Origin of the sequence: Mycobacterium sp., from assembly GCF_049647605.1 — a bacterium.
Classification (GTDB): Bacteria; Actinomycetota; Actinomycetes; order Mycobacteriales; family Mycobacteriaceae; genus Mycobacterium.
Window position 1 is genome coordinate 1 of record NZ_JBARXZ010000019.1, and the last position, 15,828, is coordinate 15,828.

General features: G+C 64.1%; 14 protein-coding genes and 1 pseudogene. 8 read left to right on the top strand and 7 right to left on the bottom strand.

Annotated features, from left to right (window positions below; all coding sequences use genetic code 11):
• Positions 1 to 7 precede the first annotated feature (7 nt).
• A complete protein-coding gene (locus WBB07_RS02520) occupies positions 8 to 1,120 on the bottom strand; it encodes an NDMA-dependent alcohol dehydrogenase (protein ID WP_526304451.1) in 1,113 nt (370 codons plus the stop codon).
• Between the two features lie 40 nt (positions 1,121 to 1,160).
• Positions 1,161 to 2,657: an aldehyde dehydrogenase family protein gene (locus WBB07_RS02525; RefSeq protein ID WP_526304453.1), complete on the bottom strand. Its 1,497-nt coding sequence runs from the start codon at positions 2,655 to 2,657 to the stop codon at positions 1,161 to 1,163.
• Positions 2,658 to 2,989: 332 nt separating this feature from the next.
• Between WBB07_RS02525 and WBB07_RS02530 the strand changes: the two genes are divergently transcribed.
• Entirely contained in the window at positions 2,990 to 3,628 is a 639-nt protein-coding gene (locus WBB07_RS02530) for a GntR family transcriptional regulator (protein WP_526304455.1), read from the top strand.
• Between the two features lie 21 nt (positions 3,629 to 3,649).
• Here the strand turns inward: WBB07_RS02530 and WBB07_RS02535 are convergent, their stop codons facing one another.
• Positions 3,650 to 4,996, bottom strand: coding sequence for an MFS transporter (locus WBB07_RS02535; protein ID WP_526304457.1), 1,347 nt, complete (start codon positions 4,994 to 4,996; stop codon positions 3,650 to 3,652).
• Positions 4,997 to 5,468: 472 nt separating this feature from the next.
• Between WBB07_RS02535 and WBB07_RS02540 the strand changes: the two genes are divergently transcribed.
• The 7 genes and pseudogenes from WBB07_RS02540 (at position 5,469) to WBB07_RS02570 (ending at position 12,051) form a co-directional block, all read left to right on the top strand.
• The gene (locus tag WBB07_RS02540; RefSeq protein WP_526304459.1) at positions 5,469 to 6,623 is read left to right on the top strand and encodes a thiolase family protein; all 1,155 of its coding nucleotides are present in this window, start codon (positions 5,469 to 5,471) and stop codon (positions 6,621 to 6,623) included.
• 20 nt (positions 6,624 to 6,643) lie between these two features.
• A pseudogene (locus WBB07_RS02545) lies at positions 6,644 to 6,748 on the top strand (zinc ribbon domain-containing protein); the annotation flags it as partial.
• Between the two features lie 24 nt (positions 6,749 to 6,772).
• Positions 6,773 to 7,027 (top strand): Zn-ribbon domain-containing OB-fold protein, encoded by a 255-nt coding sequence (locus WBB07_RS02550; protein ID WP_526304555.1) that lies wholly within the window; start codon positions 6,773 to 6,775, stop codon positions 7,025 to 7,027.
• Positions 7,024 to 9,102: a CoA transferase gene (locus tag WBB07_RS02555; protein WP_526304461.1), complete on the top strand. Its 2,079-nt coding sequence runs from the start codon at positions 7,024 to 7,026 to the stop codon at positions 9,100 to 9,102. Before WBB07_RS02550 ends, WBB07_RS02555 begins: the two co-directional genes overlap by 4 nt.
• Complete coding sequence (locus WBB07_RS02560) at positions 9,099 to 10,808, top strand: class I adenylate-forming enzyme family protein (protein WP_526304463.1); 1,710 nt, start codon at positions 9,099 to 9,101, stop codon at positions 10,806 to 10,808. The genes WBB07_RS02555 and WBB07_RS02560 overlap by 4 nt, the downstream gene beginning before the upstream one ends.
• Positions 10,805 to 11,278, top strand: coding sequence for a hypothetical protein (locus WBB07_RS02565; protein WP_526304465.1), 474 nt, complete (start codon positions 10,805 to 10,807; stop codon positions 11,276 to 11,278). Before WBB07_RS02560 ends, WBB07_RS02565 begins: the two co-directional genes overlap by 4 nt.
• Positions 11,275 to 12,051, top strand: coding sequence for an SDR family NAD(P)-dependent oxidoreductase (locus tag WBB07_RS02570; protein WP_526304467.1), 777 nt, complete (start codon positions 11,275 to 11,277; stop codon positions 12,049 to 12,051). Before WBB07_RS02565 ends, WBB07_RS02570 begins: the two co-directional genes overlap by 4 nt.
• 188 nt (positions 12,052 to 12,239) lie before the next feature.
• On the opposite strand, the gene WBB07_RS02575 is transcribed toward WBB07_RS02570, so the two are convergent.
• Genes WBB07_RS02575 through WBB07_RS02590 form a run of 4 tightly spaced genes read right to left on the bottom strand, consistent with a single transcriptional unit; the run spans position 12,240 to position 15,824 of the window.
• Positions 12,240 to 12,992 (bottom strand): SDR family NAD(P)-dependent oxidoreductase, encoded by a 753-nt coding sequence (locus tag WBB07_RS02575; protein ID WP_526304469.1) that lies wholly within the window; start codon positions 12,990 to 12,992, stop codon positions 12,240 to 12,242.
• Positions 12,993 to 12,994: 2 nt separating this feature from the next.
• Positions 12,995 to 13,813, bottom strand: coding sequence for an HpcH/HpaI aldolase/citrate lyase family protein (locus tag WBB07_RS02580; protein WP_526304471.1), 819 nt, complete (start codon positions 13,811 to 13,813; stop codon positions 12,995 to 12,997).
• Positions 13,810 to 14,673, bottom strand: a complete 864-nt coding sequence (locus WBB07_RS02585; protein ID WP_526304473.1) for an HTD2 family dehydratase — start codon at positions 14,671 to 14,673, stop codon at positions 13,810 to 13,812. Before WBB07_RS02585 ends, WBB07_RS02580 begins: the two co-directional genes overlap by 4 nt.
• Positions 14,670 to 15,824: an acyl-CoA dehydrogenase family protein gene (locus WBB07_RS02590; RefSeq protein ID WP_526304475.1), complete on the bottom strand. Its 1,155-nt coding sequence runs from the start codon at positions 15,822 to 15,824 to the stop codon at positions 14,670 to 14,672. Before WBB07_RS02590 ends, WBB07_RS02585 begins: the two co-directional genes overlap by 4 nt.
• Positions 15,825 to 15,828 lie beyond the last annotated feature (4 nt).

Here is a 15,828-nt window from a genome sequence, read left to right on the forward strand (position 1 = left end):
ACCCTGGTCAGAGCTCGAAGTCGATGATGCCGCGAATGTTCTTGCCGGCTTCAAGGTCCCGATATCCCTGGTTGATGTCTTCGAGGCGGTAGCGGGTGGTGATCAACTCGTCGAGTTTGAGTGTCCCGGAGTCGTACATACGGAGCATCTTCACGATGTCGTACTGCGGGTTGGAGGAGCCGAACAGGGTTCCCTTGATCGTCTTCTCCATGAACACCATCTCTTGACCGGAGACGTGAACCGTCAGGTTTGCGGCATTTGACACCCCGGTGACCACCACTGTCGAGCCCTTGCCGATGATGCTGAACGCTGCCGAGATGGTCTCTTCGTCCATACGGCCGATGAGAACCAGCGCCTGATCGGCGCCTTGGCCCCAGGTGAGTTCGTTGACCTTTGCCTGCGCTTCCTCTGCAGTGGCAAAGGTGTGCGTGGCGCCGAACTTGGTTGCCGTTTCCCGCTTGAAGGCCACTGGGTCCACGCACACGATGTACTTGGCCCCGGCTGCGACCGCGCCTTGAACCGCGTTGATCCCGAGGCCGCCGATCCCGTAGATGACTGTGGTGTCACCTGGACGAACGTTGCCCGCGTTGACGGCGGTGCCCCAGCCGGTGGGTACACCGCAGCCGACGAGCACGGCACTCTGCAGCGGCAGCCAGTTATCGACCTTCACCACCGAGAGCTGCGAGACGGTCGCGTACTCGGAGAAGGCACCGAGCATGCAGAACGCGCTGTAGTCCGTGCCGTCTCGGTGCAGCCGAAAGGTACCGTCGGGCATGCACCCCTCGAGGATGGTCATGCCGGCGTCGCAGAGATTCTGCCGACCGGTGGAGCAGTAGCGGCACACCCCGCAGCTTGGAATAAAGCTGCACACAACATGGTCGCCGACGCCGACCTTGGTCACGCCGGGACCGACCTTCTCGACGACGCCTGCAGCTTCATGCCCGCCGACCATCGGATAACGCACATCGAGATCGCCTTCGAGCATGTGCAAATCGGAGTGGCACAGGCCAGCGGCCGTGACCTTGAGCATCACCTCGCCCGGTCCGGGATCGTCGATGTCGAGCTCCATGATCTCGAACGGAGCGTGAGGTGCTTTCAGAACTGCGGCGCGGGTTTTCATCGGTGTCCTTTCGATTGAATGAGTTGGGGCAGTTGGTCGTTCAGCTGACGAACGTCCAGATCGATTTGGTCTCTAGGAAGCCGTCCAGGCTGTCTGGGCCCAAGTCCCGCCCGTAGCCCGATTGCTTGAAGCCGCCGAAGGGTGCGGCCGGGTCGGTGAGGCCCCAGCCATTGACATAGACAGTTCCGGCCCGCAATCGGCTGGTGGCCTTCTGTGCGGTGTTGACGTTGGTGGTCCAGACACCGGCGGCCAGACCGTAATCACCGTTGTTGGCGCGTTCGACCACCTCGTCGAGGTTGTCGAAGGGCAGCACCGTGACAACCGGTCCGAAGATTTCCTCGCGGACGCACTCCATGTCGTCGCTGGCGTGATAGATGATCGTGGGTGGGTAGAAATGTCCGGTGAGCTCGTTGGGCACGGCCGCGGCCCGGTGGACTGCGGCGCCGGCGGCTTCGGCGCGATCGACATAGCCTTCAACGCGGGCCAGCTGGCCGGCGGTCACCAGCGGACCGAAATCCACTGCGGGGTCCAGGCCGTGGCCGATCGTCAGATCGGCGGCCAGGAGTTGGAGACGTTCGACCACCCGATCGTGGATGTCGCGTTGGACGAACAGCCGTGACGGCGCGCTGCAGGTTTGGCCGGAGTGCCAGAAGATCCCCCCGGCAGAGCCGGCAATGGCCTGGTCGAGGTCGGCGTCGGCAAAAATGATGTTTGCACTCTTGCCGCCCAATTCCAGCGTCACGCGCTTGACCTGCTCGGCGGCCTGTGCGGCAATCTGTTTGCCGACCCTGGTCGACCCGGTGAAGGTGATCTTGGCGGTGTCGGGATGGTTCACCAAAGCCTGGCCGGCGACTTCGCCGGTGCCCGGCACGACGTTCAGGACTCCGGGCGGCAGCCCCGCCTCGACAGCGAGTTCGGCGAGCCAGAGGGCTGACAACGGCGTCTCTTCAGACGGTTTGAGCACCACGGTGCACCCTGCCGCCAGAGCCGGCGCCAGTTTCCATCCGCACAGAAGCAGCGGGAAGTTCCACGCGGTGATCGCGGCAACGACACCGACCGGCTCACGTTCGGTGCGAATGTGGATGTTGTCGTGCGAGACCGGAACTGTGGAACCCACGATCTTCGTAGGCCAGCCGGCATAGTAGTGAAACGCCCGCGCCGCGAAGTCGACATCGATGGCCCGTGCCGCGCTGCGGACCTTGCCCGCATCTAGAACCTCGAGCTCGGCGAACTCATCAGCATGGCGGTAGATCGCGTCTCCGATGCGGTGCAGGATCCGCCCACGATCCAGGGGGCTCATCCGTCGCCACGGTGACCCCACATGGAATGCACGGGTTGCGGCGTCGACCGCCGCCGCGATGTCGTCGATGCCGGCGCAGGCCGCGGTGGCGATGCGGGCGCCCGTGGCCGGGTCGCAGATCGCAATCGTCTGTCCACTCGAGGGTTCGACGCGACGGCCGTCTATGAACAGGTGGGGCTCGGCGTCCAGCCGACGTTGCACCGCAGGGGAGTACGGCGCGACAGCCGTTCGAGTCATGAGTTCTCCTGTTGATATTTGATACATTCGATGTGATGCAGACTACACCGACTTGTGGCCCTCGTCGAGAGGCAGAGCCGAAACTCCGGTTGCAAGATGTTGTACTGCAACGCTTTTTCGACATCAGCCAGACGGGCGGGGCCATCGGTAGACAACACGTCGTCTGCACCACGCGAGCACGCGAAGCGACTACCATGCGACTTATTGATCAAATCCATAAGGAGGGTGAACCGATGCCACGATCGGCAGATGGCGCGTCGCCTCACCGAGGAGTGCCCGCGCGGCCGGGAGCCATGCCTGGCCTCGTCAGCGCTCGCCTGCCACGGCGCAACATGAGCGGAGAGGTCATCGACCGCATTCGAACGCTCATCTTCAGCGGCACCCTGGCCCGTGGCCAACGCGTACCGCAGAACGATATTGCCGATGAACTGGGAGTGAGTCGGCTCCCGGTGCGTGAGGCTCTCATTGCGCTGGAGAGCGAGGGGTTGATCGAGTCCGAACCCCATCGCGGCGCCTTCGTGGTGCCGATCCACCGCGAGGACATCGATGACCACTACCGGATCTACGGCATGGTCCAAGGCCTCGCCACCAGGCGGGCAGCCGCGCGCGTCACCGCTCCGACACTGGCTCGGCTCGACGAGCTGCACCATCAGATGCAGACCACCGACGATTCTGACGTCGCGCACACCTTGAACTGGGAGTTCCATTCGCTGATCAACCAGACCGGTGGCAGTCGACGGCTGTTGTCGGTGTTGCGGCAGATGGCTCGAAATCTTCCCCGCGAGGTGTACGAGGCGCCGCCGGCGGCAAGTCCCGAAGCCGTTCGCGGCCATCAGCGGATCCTGGACGCACTGCGCGCGGGCGACGGTGATGCCGCCGACGAGGCCTCCCGCCGGCATGTGCAAGCCGAAGGCGAATACGTGATCGCCAAGCTCAAAGCCGACGGGGTGCTCGCTGACGAGGGCTACTGACGTAGGTCATGGCCGTAGCGGTCAGGGACGGATCGTCTCGGTATTGGCGGATACCGCGCCTTCGCGAGTGGATTGGTACGCCGGTCCGTCGGTGAACTGCGAAGGGCGACGGCTCAGCAGGACGGTCGCAGACGCGCCGGCGATGCACCACAGCGCCAGCCACGAGCAGATAGGCCATGTCGCCCCGGTCCAGTCGAAGAACAGGGTGGCCGCAAACGGCGCAGTTCCGCCGATGACGCTGACAGACAGCGACTGACTCAAGGCGACGCCGCTGAGGCGGACGTCCACACGGAACCGCTCTGCCAGGAATGCGGGTTGCGGCGCTTGAAGGGCGGCGTGAGCCAGCCCGAGCATCATCGCAATGGCCACGAATGCGCCCCATCCCGACCGCGTGTCGAGCAAGGCGAACATCGCAAAGCCGCCGAATCCTGCGGACACGCAACCAACGAGAAGTACTGCGGCGCGGGAGAATCGATCACTGAGATAGCCGGCGATGGGCAGGGTTGCCAAATAGACCAGTGAGCCGCACAGTAGTGCATTGAGCATGCTGGTACGGCTCATTTCCAGTATCGAGGTGCTGTAGGAAACTGTGTAGGCCGAAACCAGATAGAAGAGTATTCCGCCGGGGGCGATCACGGCCGCAGCCAGCGCCACGTCCTTCCATTGATGGCGCAACAGCGAGCGGACCGGTTGTTTTTGCCGGCTGTCGGAGTTGCGCATGGCGGTGAAGTCGGGGGTCTCTTCGACACCGAGCCGCACAAACAGCGACACCACGAACAGCACTGCGCTGAAGAGGAAGGGAAGTCGCCAGCCCCACGTCTCGAAGTCGGTCCCCGAGATCCGATCGCTGATGGTGACCGCCGCAGTAGAGAGCAGTAAGCCGCCCGGAACTCCCATCTGAACGGTGCTGCCATAGAAGCCACGTCGATGAGCCGGTGCGTGTTCCACCAGCAACAGCGCTGCGCCACCCCACTCGCCGCCCATTGCGATACCCTGCGCGAACCGGAGCAGCACGAGCAGAGCCGGTGCCGCCCAACCAATCTGGTGGAAGGTGGGCAGCAGGCCGATCGCTACGGTGGCCACGCCCATCAAGGCCAGGGAGGCCACCAGAGTCTTTTGTCGTCCGATCCGGTCTCCCATGCCGCCGAAGATGATGCTGCCGAGTGGCCTGGCCAGAAATCCCACGGCGAAGGTGGCGAAGGAAGCAAGGGTGCCGGCAAGCGGACTGTAGGACGGGAAGAACAGCGGGCCGAACACCAAAGCTGCGGCCGTGCCATACAGAAAGAAGTCGTAGTACTCCAGGGCCGTCCCCGTGAATCCCGCTGCGACGACGCGCGACATTTTGGTGGTCGATGGTTCGGCAGACATACCGTAGGTGGCCTTCCGTCGGGGTGGCCTCGACTACGACGAGTGGTGTCAGAAGCCACGGATATTCAAGCGCCGCACCGGCGATGTGGTCACGGCCACATCAGTGTGGTCATGATGGGATCAAATATCAAGACATAAATCGGGCAGTACCTTGGCGAGGTCGGAGGCCGGTAGCGTTGGCGGCCGGGGGCACGTCCAGGAGATCTACGCACCACACCCGCTGGTAATCAGCCTGATTGACGCGCTACGTTGGGGAACGCCGACAACTCGATTTGGGGAACAGCGCTACCGAAGTGATTGACGCCGCCATCATGAAGAACTACTCTGATGTATCAAATATCAAACAATCGCGGCAGGAACCTGGTGTCAGCGCAGGTGCTCCTGGGCTGCCGCGATCGACACCACGCCGGCCCGCCTAGGCGAGCCTATCCCGGGTGGTCACGAGACCGTCCGATCCACGCAGGGGTTGAGAGTGCGACAACATCTTCGAGCCGCGACCGCCGTCGTCGGCATTGGGTCCACTGCCTTCGGGAATCTGCCTGAGTTCTCGGCTGATGATCTGGGTTGTGCCGCGCTCGAGTCTGCGCTGCTCGATTCGGGGATGGACGCTGCCGACGTCGACGGGCTGATCACCATGCGGGTCAGCAGCTACGAAACCGTGGCAACCCGAATGGGTCTGGAACCACGATGGACGGCGCAATTGCCTGCAGAAGGGCGCATGACCGGGGTTGCCATTCAATTGGCCGTCACAGCCATCGTCACTGGGTCGGCCTCCACGGTGGCGCTGGTTTATGGCAACAACGGCCGTAGCGGCGGCCACACTTATGGAGGTGGGGGACCGGCCGCCTCAGCCGCCGCGCAGGGATACGGCACCAATCCATGCCTGACGTTGCCCTACGGCATCACTTCGCCCGGAGCCTTCTATGCCCTGATGTTCCAGCGCTATCGACAACGCCATGCAACCACCCCCGAGCAGCTTGCCGCCGTCGCGCAAACGTTTCGGGCACACGCGGCGCTCAACCCGGATGCCGTCGCGACCAAACCGATCTCCATGGCCGACTATCTGGCTGGCCGTCAGATCGTCGAGCCGTTGCGCATCTACGACTACTGCCTCATCAACGACGGGGGAGTGGCGATGATCTTGACGAGCCGGGAGCGAGCTCGTGATTGCGCGCAACCACCGGTCGCGGTTGTCGGCTTCGCGCAACAGGGGCAGCTGTGCAACTCGGACTTCCCGCCGGACGACTATTGGCGGGGCGCCATCGGCGAGGTGGGGCAGCGCGCCTACCAAATGGCCGGGTGCACACGTTCTGACGTGGACGTTCTGATGGCTTACGACAATTTCAGCCCCAACGTGCTGTTCACGCTGGAGGGTCTGGGGTTCTGCGGGCCGGGTGAGGCTGCAGAGTGGATCCAGAACGGTCGAATCGGCATCGGTGGTGCACTGCCGACGAATACCTCCGGCGGACATCTGTCGGAAAGCTACATGCAAGGCTGGGGGCTCAATGTCGAGGCGGTCCGTCAGCTACGCCGAAGCTGCGGCCCGCGTCAGGTAGCGGGCGCCGAGATCGCTCAATACCTCTGTGCCGCACCGATAGTGACCTCTGTAGTGTACGGGTCGCTGTGATGCTCAGGCCCCGTTACTTGATGCACGTACACACCGAGGGCTTGCAGCGCGGTGAACTCTTGGTCAGCATGTGCGCCGGGTGCGCACGACCTGAGTTTCCCCCGCGGGTGCGCTGCGGTTCATGCGGCGACACCGAACCGCCGAGATGGGTGCCCAGCACCGGGGCCGGTCGCCTTTGGTCATTCGCTGCCTTCCACAAGAGTTATCTGGACGGATTTCATCTGTCCACGCCCTATGTGGTCGCCGTCATCGACCTCGACGAAGGCGTCCGGTTGTACGGCAACGTGGTCGGCACCCCGATGTCGGAACTGCGGGTGGACTCACCCGTCCACGCCCAGTTCATCACTGACCGATCCGGCAATACTCACTTGGTATTCACTATGTCCGAGAAGGATGTTCGATGACTGACAGCGATCCAACACGTCACGGTCCACTACGGGGTCTGCGGGTAGTCGAAATCGCCGCACTGGGCCCGGCGCCGTTCGCGGCGATGATGATGGCCGATTCCGGCGCCGAGGTGCTCCGTATCAATCGGCCTGGGCAGCCGACATCGGAGGCCGGCATCCTCGGTCGAAGCCGGGCAGCCTCACTGACGCTGGATCTGAAGAATTCGGGTGACCGTGCGACTGCGCTCGCTGCCATCGGTGGTGCCGATATCCTCATCGAAGGCTTCCGACCAGGTGTCATGGAGCGTCTCGGGTTGGGGCCGGATGACTGCCTAGCAGCCAATCCCGGCCTGATCTACGCGCGGGTCACCGGATGGGGTAGATCAGGCCCACTGGCGTCGTCCGCGGGGCATGACATCAATTACCTGGCGTTGACCGGAACGCTGCGATCCATTGCCCGCGAAGGTGAGGTGCCGATGCCGCCGCTGAACCTGGTCGGCGATTACGGGGGCGGCGGAATGCTGGTGCTCACCGGGATTCTCTCTGCCCTCTACGAGCGCAGCCGTAGTGGACGTGGACAGGTGGTCGATGCCGCGATGATCGACGGCGCCACCCTGCTCATGTCCGGTGTCTGGAATCGGGTGTCCAGCGGTGAGTGGTCGGGAGAACCCGGTACCAACAGCATCGACGGCGGTTCGCCCTTCTACAACGTGTACCGAACGGCTGACGACGAATTCATGGCGGTGGGCAGCATCGAAGCGCCGTTCTACCGGCGGCTGTTACAAGGGCTGGGCTGCGACCCGGAAGCCATGCCAGCCCAGCACGACCAGCAGTCGTGGCCGGCCATGAAACGCGCCTTCGCCGACATCTTCGCCACCCGCACGCGCGCCGAGTGGGTGGAGGTCTTCGCCGACCTGGACGCCTGCGTGAGCCCGGTTCTGAGCCTGGAAGAGACGCAACGGGATTTGCACATGTGCTCGCGCGGGACGCTGCTCACCGCCGAACGGGTGGAACCGGCCCCGGCCCCGCAGTACAGCAGAACGCCCGCGTCCGCGTGCCTTCCGGACAACGATCCGCGGCGCGCGCAGATGATCCTCGAAAAGTGGTCTCAGACGGCCACTTCAGATCCTGCTGCCGCAGAGGCCACGCAAGGACCCGGCGATGGCGGTGTTGTTTCGGTGCGCACCAGCGATGAAGCCAGGCCCCTGGCGGCGGGAATCGGATTCACGGAGGGGCCGGTCTGGACACCGGACGGTCGGCTGTTCGTCACCAGCCTGAGTCGCGGCGCCGTGTTCGAGGTCTTCCTCGACGGTCGGGAACCGACTGCGGTAGCAGATCCCGGCTCCGGTCCCAACGGAATGACAGTAGGGGAGGACGGACGACTCTGGATCACCCAGAACGGAGGCACAGCGGTGCCCAGTCGGTCCCGACGCCGAGTACCGCCGTCGATCCAGGTGTGGGACCCCAGCGAGTCAGAGGCCCCGAAAATCGTGCTGCGCGCCGAGGTCCACGCCCCGTCGGACTGCGCAGTGGCCTCTGATGGCGCGTTGTGGTTCACCGACCCCACAGGGCACGGGTTCGGCCGCGATGCCGTCGCCGGCCGCGTCTGGCGTTTCGAGCCCACCACGGGTACCGCATCGATCATGCTCGACGACGTGTACTTTCCCAACGGAATCGCCTTCGGAACAGACGCCACCGATGTCTACATCAGTGAAACGGCCCGCGATCGGGTGCGTCGTTACACTGTTACGGCAGACGGCGCCGTCCGAGACCCGGCAGCGCCGGAGCTGACCGTCTCCACACCTGACGGATTGGCGGTCGACGCCGCCGGCGGGATTTGGGTGGCCGGCAGCAGATCAGGCGCGGTGTCATACTTCGACGCGTCGGGCCGGCAGGTGCAGCGCCTCGACATCGGCGCAGGATCCATGCCAACCAGCGTTTGCTTCGCCGGGCCGGACCTGTCGATTCTTGTCGTGACGGTCGCCAAGGGCGGCCGGGTGCTGGCATTCGACGTCGACATACCCGGCCTGCCCGTACCCCGGGTATCTACATGTCTGACAGCGGTGGCCGCAGCACAACAGGAGGCACGATGACCGTTCCACGCCCGACGTCGAGCACCCTCGGTGAGCTGTTGCGTGAGTTGGCGCGCCGGCACCCTGCACGCCCGGCGATCTCGTTCGAAGATCGCGACTACTCGTTCGGTGAAGTAGACCAACAGGTCGATCGCTACGCCAAAGGCCTTCTGGCCGCCGGGATCCGGCGCGGCGACTCGGTCGCGGTGCTGGCAGGTAATCGACCCAGCTGGCTCTACTCGGCGCTTGGCGCCGCGCGCATCGGCGCAGTCACCGTGCCGGTCAACACCTGGTATAAGCAGGACGAACTGCAGTACGCGCTGGGTCACGGCGATGTCAAGGCGCTGCTGTTCTACGACCGGTTACGCGATATCGATTATGCGCCGTTGGTGTCGGAGGCGATTCCGTGGGCAACCGTGGACCGCGTCGACCCCGATGAAACAGATGAAAACGGCTCGCAGCTGCCGCTGCTGCGTCACGTCATCGAACTCGGCGAGCATCGTTTGGCAGGCGCGACGTCCCTGACGGAGTTCCTGAATCGCGGTGCCGTGGTCACCGATGCCGAGCTGGTTGCTGCCGAATCCCTGGTCCGTTCCGATGACCTGGCGTTCCTGATCTACACGAGCGGGAGCACCGCCCGGCCGAAATGCGTAGCGCTCGAGCATCATCCTATGATCGTCAACACCTTCAACATCGGTGAACGACAAGCTCTCGATGCCGAAGACCGTTCGTTTGTGGCAACGCCGCTGTTCTACGGACTCGGCGTGATTCAGGCGCTGGGGGCGACGTGGACTCACGGCGCCTGCGTGGTGTTGATGGAAGCCTACGAGCCCGGTCGAGCCCTGGAGATCCTCGAACGCCAACGATGCACCGTCTACTACGGCCTGGGCAACATGACACGCAGCCTGGTGGGCCACCCCGACCACCGAAAGCGGAAACTCGTCCTGCGCAAAGGTGTGCTGGGGTTGAGTGCAGCCGATCGGAAGTTGGCGCGCACCGAACTCGGTCTCGATCTGGGCACCAGCATCTACGGCTTGACGGAGTCCTATGGCCTGTGCGCGCTCACCGACGCCCACGACGCGATCGAGCTCAGTGAGGACACCATCGGCACGGCTCTGCCCGGCTGGGACATCCGGATCGCCGATCCGGAGACCGATCTGCCGGTTCCCGCCGGGAGCGTCGGCCAGATCCTCATTCGGGGCCATCTGATGCGCGGCTACTTCAAGGCCCCAGATCAGACCAGGCAGGTGGTGACCACCGACGGATACTTCAAGACCGGAGACCTCGGCTGGCTTGACGAGCGAAACCATCTCCACTTTCACTCGAGGCTCTCGGAACTCATGAAACCCGGTGGTATCAACGTCAGCCCGGTTGAGGTGGAGCTGTTGGCCGGCGAGATTCCCGGAGTTCGGGAGGTTCATGCTGTCGGCATCCCCGACCCCGTGCGCGGTGAGGCGATCGTCGTGTTCGTCGACGCCGACCAAGATGCCGTCGCACCGGACGACATCCGGCGCCACATCCGGGAATCCGCGGCGAAATACAAGGCGCCGCAGCATGTGCTCTACCGCGCCGGCAGTGAGCTACCCCGGGTCGCCAGCGGCAAGGTGCCGAAGGCCGAGCTGCGCACCATCGCGCTGCACGAACTCGGGCTCGACGCCAGCGGCATGCCCGTACCACTCCCGGCGACATCCGGGGCAACCACAGCAATTGAGGACCAACGAGCATGAACACCGTCGAGCTAGCCGCCGTTCCGTCCGCGTCGCCGCCGGATCCGCCGTCGCCGACGCTGATACTGGTCTACCGTGGCAGCGACCAGCCCAACACGCTGAACCCCGTGGTGCACGATACTGCAGTCGTCGATCCGCTCACCTCTGCTTTCTCTGCAGTACAGCATCATTGGCCTTCGGTCGTCGAGCATGCCGGCCGGATCGTCGTTCTCGCCCCTGCTCTGGCCGCGCTCGGCGATGCCGACAAGCCGCTTGACGCAGCGGTCACCGGTGGACTGATCAGTTTGGTCCGGTCCCTGGCCATCGAGCTCGAACGCCACGGGGCCACCGCGAACACGATCCTGTTCGACACGGCACCGGATGAGCCTTCGGTACAGGTGCTGATCACGGCGGTTCTCGACGAGCAAGCACGTTCGATCACCGGTCAAGAGATCTACGCAGGCGCGGGGCTCGGAAAGCTGCGTCCATGAACACCCCAACCGCTCAACATGATTCTTGTCCCCGGCGCGTGCTGCTCACCGGAGCCGCCGGCGGGATCGGGCAGGGCATCGCTACGCACCTGGCGCAGCTCGGCTACGCCTTGGCGCTGTCGGACATCTCTGCCGAGGCGCTGCGACCCGTCGCGGACCGCATTACCGCCCACGCCGGCGCCGATGTCGCGGTCTTCGAAGCAAATCTGGCCGATCCGCAGTCGGCAAGAAGCGCGGTCGAAGCCGCCGCTGACCGATTCCAAGGCCTCGATGTCGTGGTCAACTGTGCCGGCGTGCTCAAGGATGCGCGCCTGGAAAAGATGACCACCACACAGTTCCGTCAGGTTGTGGAGGTCAACCTTGTTGGCATGCTGAACACCACGGCGGCGGCGCTGCCGGCCCTGCGCCGGTCGGGCACCGGCCGCATCATCTCACTCACCTCGAGAGCCTGGCTCGGTAACTTCGGTTCCGCGAACTACGCGGCGTCGAAGGGCGCGATCGCCGGGGTCAGCCGCAGCCTCGCCCTACAGCTCGCGGCCGACGCCGTTACGGTCAACTGCATCGCACCCGGTTTTGTCGAGACGCCGATGTCGAAATCACTGCCGGACAACATCATCGAACGGGTCAAGCAGTCCATTCCGGTTGGGAGAGTGGGCCGACCCGACGACGTGGCACGCACAGTCGCCTACCTCGCCGCGCCGGACGCCGGGTACGTGACCGGGCAGACCATCACCGTGTGCGGTGGGCGCAGCATCAGCGGTTCCATGCGGTGAGCCGTCGATACGGTCGCCGGCTGTGAGAGTGCGCTCCCGGTCTATCCGGAAGGGGAGTGGTTCACGGTTTGGCTGCGACAAGGGAGGACCTCCGGGCTTGGTAGAGACGTCAGACATCGCTACCAAGACCGGAGGTCCTCGTGTCCGACGCTACATCGGCGGTCGCACGGCCCAGGGAACTGTTGCCGTCAGTTGGGAACGGCCACACTCATTCCACCATCGAACATCCACACTGCGCCAACGGCGTAAGCTGCCAAACCGGACGCCAAGAATGCCACGGCGTGGGCAATTTCGCGGGGATCCGCAGCCCGGCCGATTGGTGCGCCCTTGCCATGTTCGACGAGCGCGTCGGGATCGCCCAGGATGTTGGTGACCACATCGCCTACGCCTATGGCGTTGACTCGAATGCCGTCATCGATTCCCTCCAAGGCGGCGGTGCGCGTCAGCTGGGCCAGCGCACCTTTGGAAGCCGCATACGCCGGGATTGTCTTGAAGCCCTGAAAGCAGGCGTAAGAGCCGATGTTGACAATAGAACCAACGGATTTCGGGATCATTACCTTCATGGCTTCGCGGGTATGCAGGAACGCCCCGGTTGCATTCGTGGCAAGGATCCTGTTCCAGTCGGCGAGCGAGGTCTCCACAACTGTCTTGTTGATAATCGTGCCCGCGTTGTTCACCAAAACATCCAGGCCGCCGAAGTTGTTGACGGCCAACTGTACGGCGTCAATCGCGGTCTGCTCCTCACCGACGTCGCCGACGAACGGGGTCACGCCCACGACGTCCGAGAAGACCTCTGTTACTTTGGGATTGATGTCTTCTGCGATAACTGACATCCCGTACTCGGCGAACAGCTTTGCAGTCGCGTGCCCAATGCCGCTGGCGGCTCCGGTCACTATGGCGACCTTGCCACGCAGGTCGCCGCTGAGGTGGTCACTGCCCATTGTCAGCTCCTGATTGTAGTCGTCGCGAGTATGTTCCTGGCCCGGGCCAGGACAGGGAGATCCACCATCTGCCCGTCGACACTCACGGCGCCGCTGGCCGAATCGGTGGCTCCCACAATGGCCTGTGCCCAGGTGATTTCGTCTGGGGTTGGTGCCAGGGCCTGGTGGACGGCCGCCACCTGGTTGGGGTGAATACACAACTTGGCCGCCATCCCGAGCGACCGTGCGTGTCGCATGTCAGCAACAGTACTTTCTGGGTTGGCCACGTCCGTGGTGACACCGTCGATCGGCGGTGGCAGACCGGCTTGAGCAGAGGCGAGCACAACCGCTGACCGGGCGACGAGCAGCGCCTCGCGGTCTGCAGGATCTACACCGAGCTGGGCGGCAAGGTCGATGCTGCCGAACGCCAGGCGGTGCACGCCCGGCAACGAGCCCACGGCTGCCGCCGCGGCGATACCGGCGGCCGTCTCCACGAGCGCCACCACTATCGCCGCTGACAGGTTCGTGACCTGGTCGAGCCGTTCGGTTTTCGGGAGCATCACCGCCGCCGATGGGAAATCGGCCAGCGCAGCCACATCGTCGCGGTGCCACTCGGTGTCAGTGCCGTTGATTCGTACCATCGCCGGATTGCCGTCGGCCAGCCACCGCAGGGTGTGGTCGCGGGCGGCATTCTTTGCGGACGGCGCGACGGCGTCCTCGAGATCGATGATCACGATGTCCGGGCCGGCTGCCGCCGCCTTGGCGAAGCGGTCGGGACGGTCGCCGGGCACAAAGAGAAACGTGCGGGCACTTATGATCTGGTCAATTGTGTATGCAGTCATATCACCACCGCGTGCGCTGTGACGTGAATGTTGTTGCCTCCAGACACCACCGACAACTCGACGTCGGAGCCGTCGAGCCGACCCTGCACCCTGATGTTGTCGCCGACGAAGACGGGCCGCTGCAGCTTGAAGGAAAACTGGCCCACAGTACAGTGGGCCCGCACCAATTCAGCCAAGTAGATGGCCAACAGTGGCCCATGCACAACCAGCCCGGGGTAGCCCTCGGTGCCGGTGGTGTAGGCCTCGTCGAAATGGATCCGGTGCGCGTTTCCGGTCAGTGCGCTGAACCGGAACAGCAGCGCCGGGTCCGTCGCCGGCTCGGTCCACCACGGGACGGTCGGAGGTGACAGCGGCTCGTCGCCGCGGCTGAACGTCGTGCCCGCGCCGGTGTCGCTGCGGTACACCAGGTCTTGTTCTTCCACCAGGCATACCGCACCGTTGTGCCGGTAGAGGTGGCGCACCGTCACGAACAGCATCTCACCGCTGCGGCCCTGTTTGATCGCCGTCGACGAGATGTGTGACTCCCGGTCGACGGTGTCGCCGATCCTCAGCGGCTCCTCGACGGTGAGACGGCCGCCGGCGAACATTCGGCGCCGATGGGGAATCGGCGGCAAGAAGTGACCGTTCCGGGGGTGACCGTCGGGTCCCAGTTCGGCGGTGGCGGGCCAGTCGAGGAAGAACACCCAGTGCCACAGCGGCGGCAGCGAGTCACCGTCGCCGAACTGCTCGCGGATGTCCAACGTGGCAGCCAGCTGCTGCACCCGGTCTCGAGAGATGACGTCGCTGGTGGTGGTCGGGGAGGGCGACCAGTCGGTGAGGTACTGGGCCAGGCCGGCCTCGGTGGTGGCGCTTCCCGTCATATATCGATCCCGCCACGTTTGACCAGCTGTTTGGCGATGACGTTGCGCTGGATCTCGTTGGTCCCTTCTCCCACGATCATCAAGGGGGCGTCCCGGAAGTACCGTTCGACGTCGTACTCGGTGGAGTAGCCGTAGCCGCCGTGGATTCGGACCGCGTTGAGCGCGATTTCCATACCGATCTCGGAGGCGAACAGTTTCGCCATCCCGGCTTCCATGTCGCAGCGTTGCCCGGAGTCGAATTTGGCTGCGGCATCGAGAAGTAACGTGCGCGCAGCGTGGAGCTTGGTGCCCATGTCGGCCAGCATGTTGCCGACCGACTGGTGTTGCCAGATCGGTTTGCCGGAGCTTTCCCGGTCCTGGGCATACTGCAGGGCGTCGTCGAACGCCGCTCGCGCCACGCCGGTCGCGCGGGCAGCCACTTGCAGCCGTCCGACTTCCAGGCCTTTCATCATCTGCGCGAAACCCACTCCTTCAACGTCGCCGAGCAGTGCGGTCCGGGGCACCCGGCAGTCGGTGAAGTTCAGTTCGCAGGCTTCGACGCCTTTGTAGCCCAACTTGGGGAGGTCTTTGGAGATGGTGAACCCCGGCCCCTTTTCCACCAACAGGATCGACACACCTTTGTGGGCGGGTTGCGCGTCGGGATCTGTCTTGCACATCAGCGCAACCAGATCGGAGCGTCGCGCGTTGGAGATCCAGGTCTTGCTGCCGTTGATCAGATAGCCGTGTTCGTCAGGCCGCGCGACCGTGCGCATGGCTTGCAGATCCGACCCGCCGCCGGGTTCGGTGAGCGCCATGGTGGCGCGCAGCTCACCGGTGGCCATCTGCGGCAGGTACTTCTGTTTCTGGTCTTCGCTGCCGAAGAGCAGGATCAACTTGGACACCACGCTGTGCCCGCCCATCGCGCCGGCCAGGCTCATCCAGCCGCGGGCCAGTTCCTCTGCTACGCGGACGTAGCACGGCATGGACACCGCACCGAATCCGTAGGGCTCGGGGATGGCCAGGCCGAAGATCCCCATTTCTTTCATCATGTCGATGAGTTCTTCGGGGTAGGTGTTGGCGTGCTCGAGTTCGCGCACAACCGGTTTGACTTGTTTGTCTACGAAGTCGCGAACCGTCTTGACGATTGCTTCTTCTTCAGCATTGAGATTCATGGAT

Bases quoted from the DNA above. Each gene is read 5' to 3' on its own strand.
- WBB07_RS02560 (WP_526304463.1), top strand. From the start codon at position 9,099: ATGACCGTTCCACGCCCGACGTCGAGCACCCTCGGTGAGCTGTTGCGT.
- WBB07_RS02590 (WP_526304475.1), bottom strand. From the start codon at position 15,824: ATGAATCTCAATGCTGAAGAAGAAGCAATCGTCAAGACGGTTCGCGAC.
- WBB07_RS02525 (WP_526304453.1), bottom strand. From the start codon at position 2,657: ATGACTCGAACGGCTGTCGCGCCGTACTCCCCTGCGGTGCAACGTCGG.
- WBB07_RS02530 (WP_526304455.1), top strand. From the start codon at position 2,990: ATGAGCGGAGAGGTCATCGACCGCATTCGAACGCTCATCTTCAGCGGC.
- WBB07_RS02535 (WP_526304457.1), bottom strand. From the start codon at position 4,996: ATGTCTGCCGAACCATCGACCACCAAAATGTCGCGCGTCGTCGCAGCG.
- WBB07_RS02570 (WP_526304467.1), top strand. From the start codon at position 11,275: ATGAACACCCCAACCGCTCAACATGATTCTTGTCCCCGGCGCGTGCTG.
- WBB07_RS02585 (WP_526304473.1), bottom strand. From the start codon at position 14,673: ATGACGGGAAGCGCCACCACCGAGGCCGGCCTGGCCCAGTACCTCACC.
- WBB07_RS02565 (WP_526304465.1), top strand. From the start codon at position 10,805: ATGAACACCGTCGAGCTAGCCGCCGTTCCGTCCGCGTCGCCGCCGGAT.
- WBB07_RS02575 (WP_526304469.1), bottom strand. From the start codon at position 12,992: ATGGGCAGTGACCACCTCAGCGGCGACCTGCGTGGCAAGGTCGCCATA.
- WBB07_RS02580 (WP_526304471.1), bottom strand. From the start codon at position 13,813: ATGACTGCATACACAATTGACCAGATCATAAGTGCCCGCACGTTTCTC.
- WBB07_RS02555 (WP_526304461.1), top strand. From the start codon at position 7,024: ATGACTGACAGCGATCCAACACGTCACGGTCCACTACGGGGTCTGCGG.
- WBB07_RS02520 (WP_526304451.1), bottom strand. From the start codon at position 1,120: ATGAAAACCCGCGCCGCAGTTCTGAAAGCACCTCACGCTCCGTTCGAG.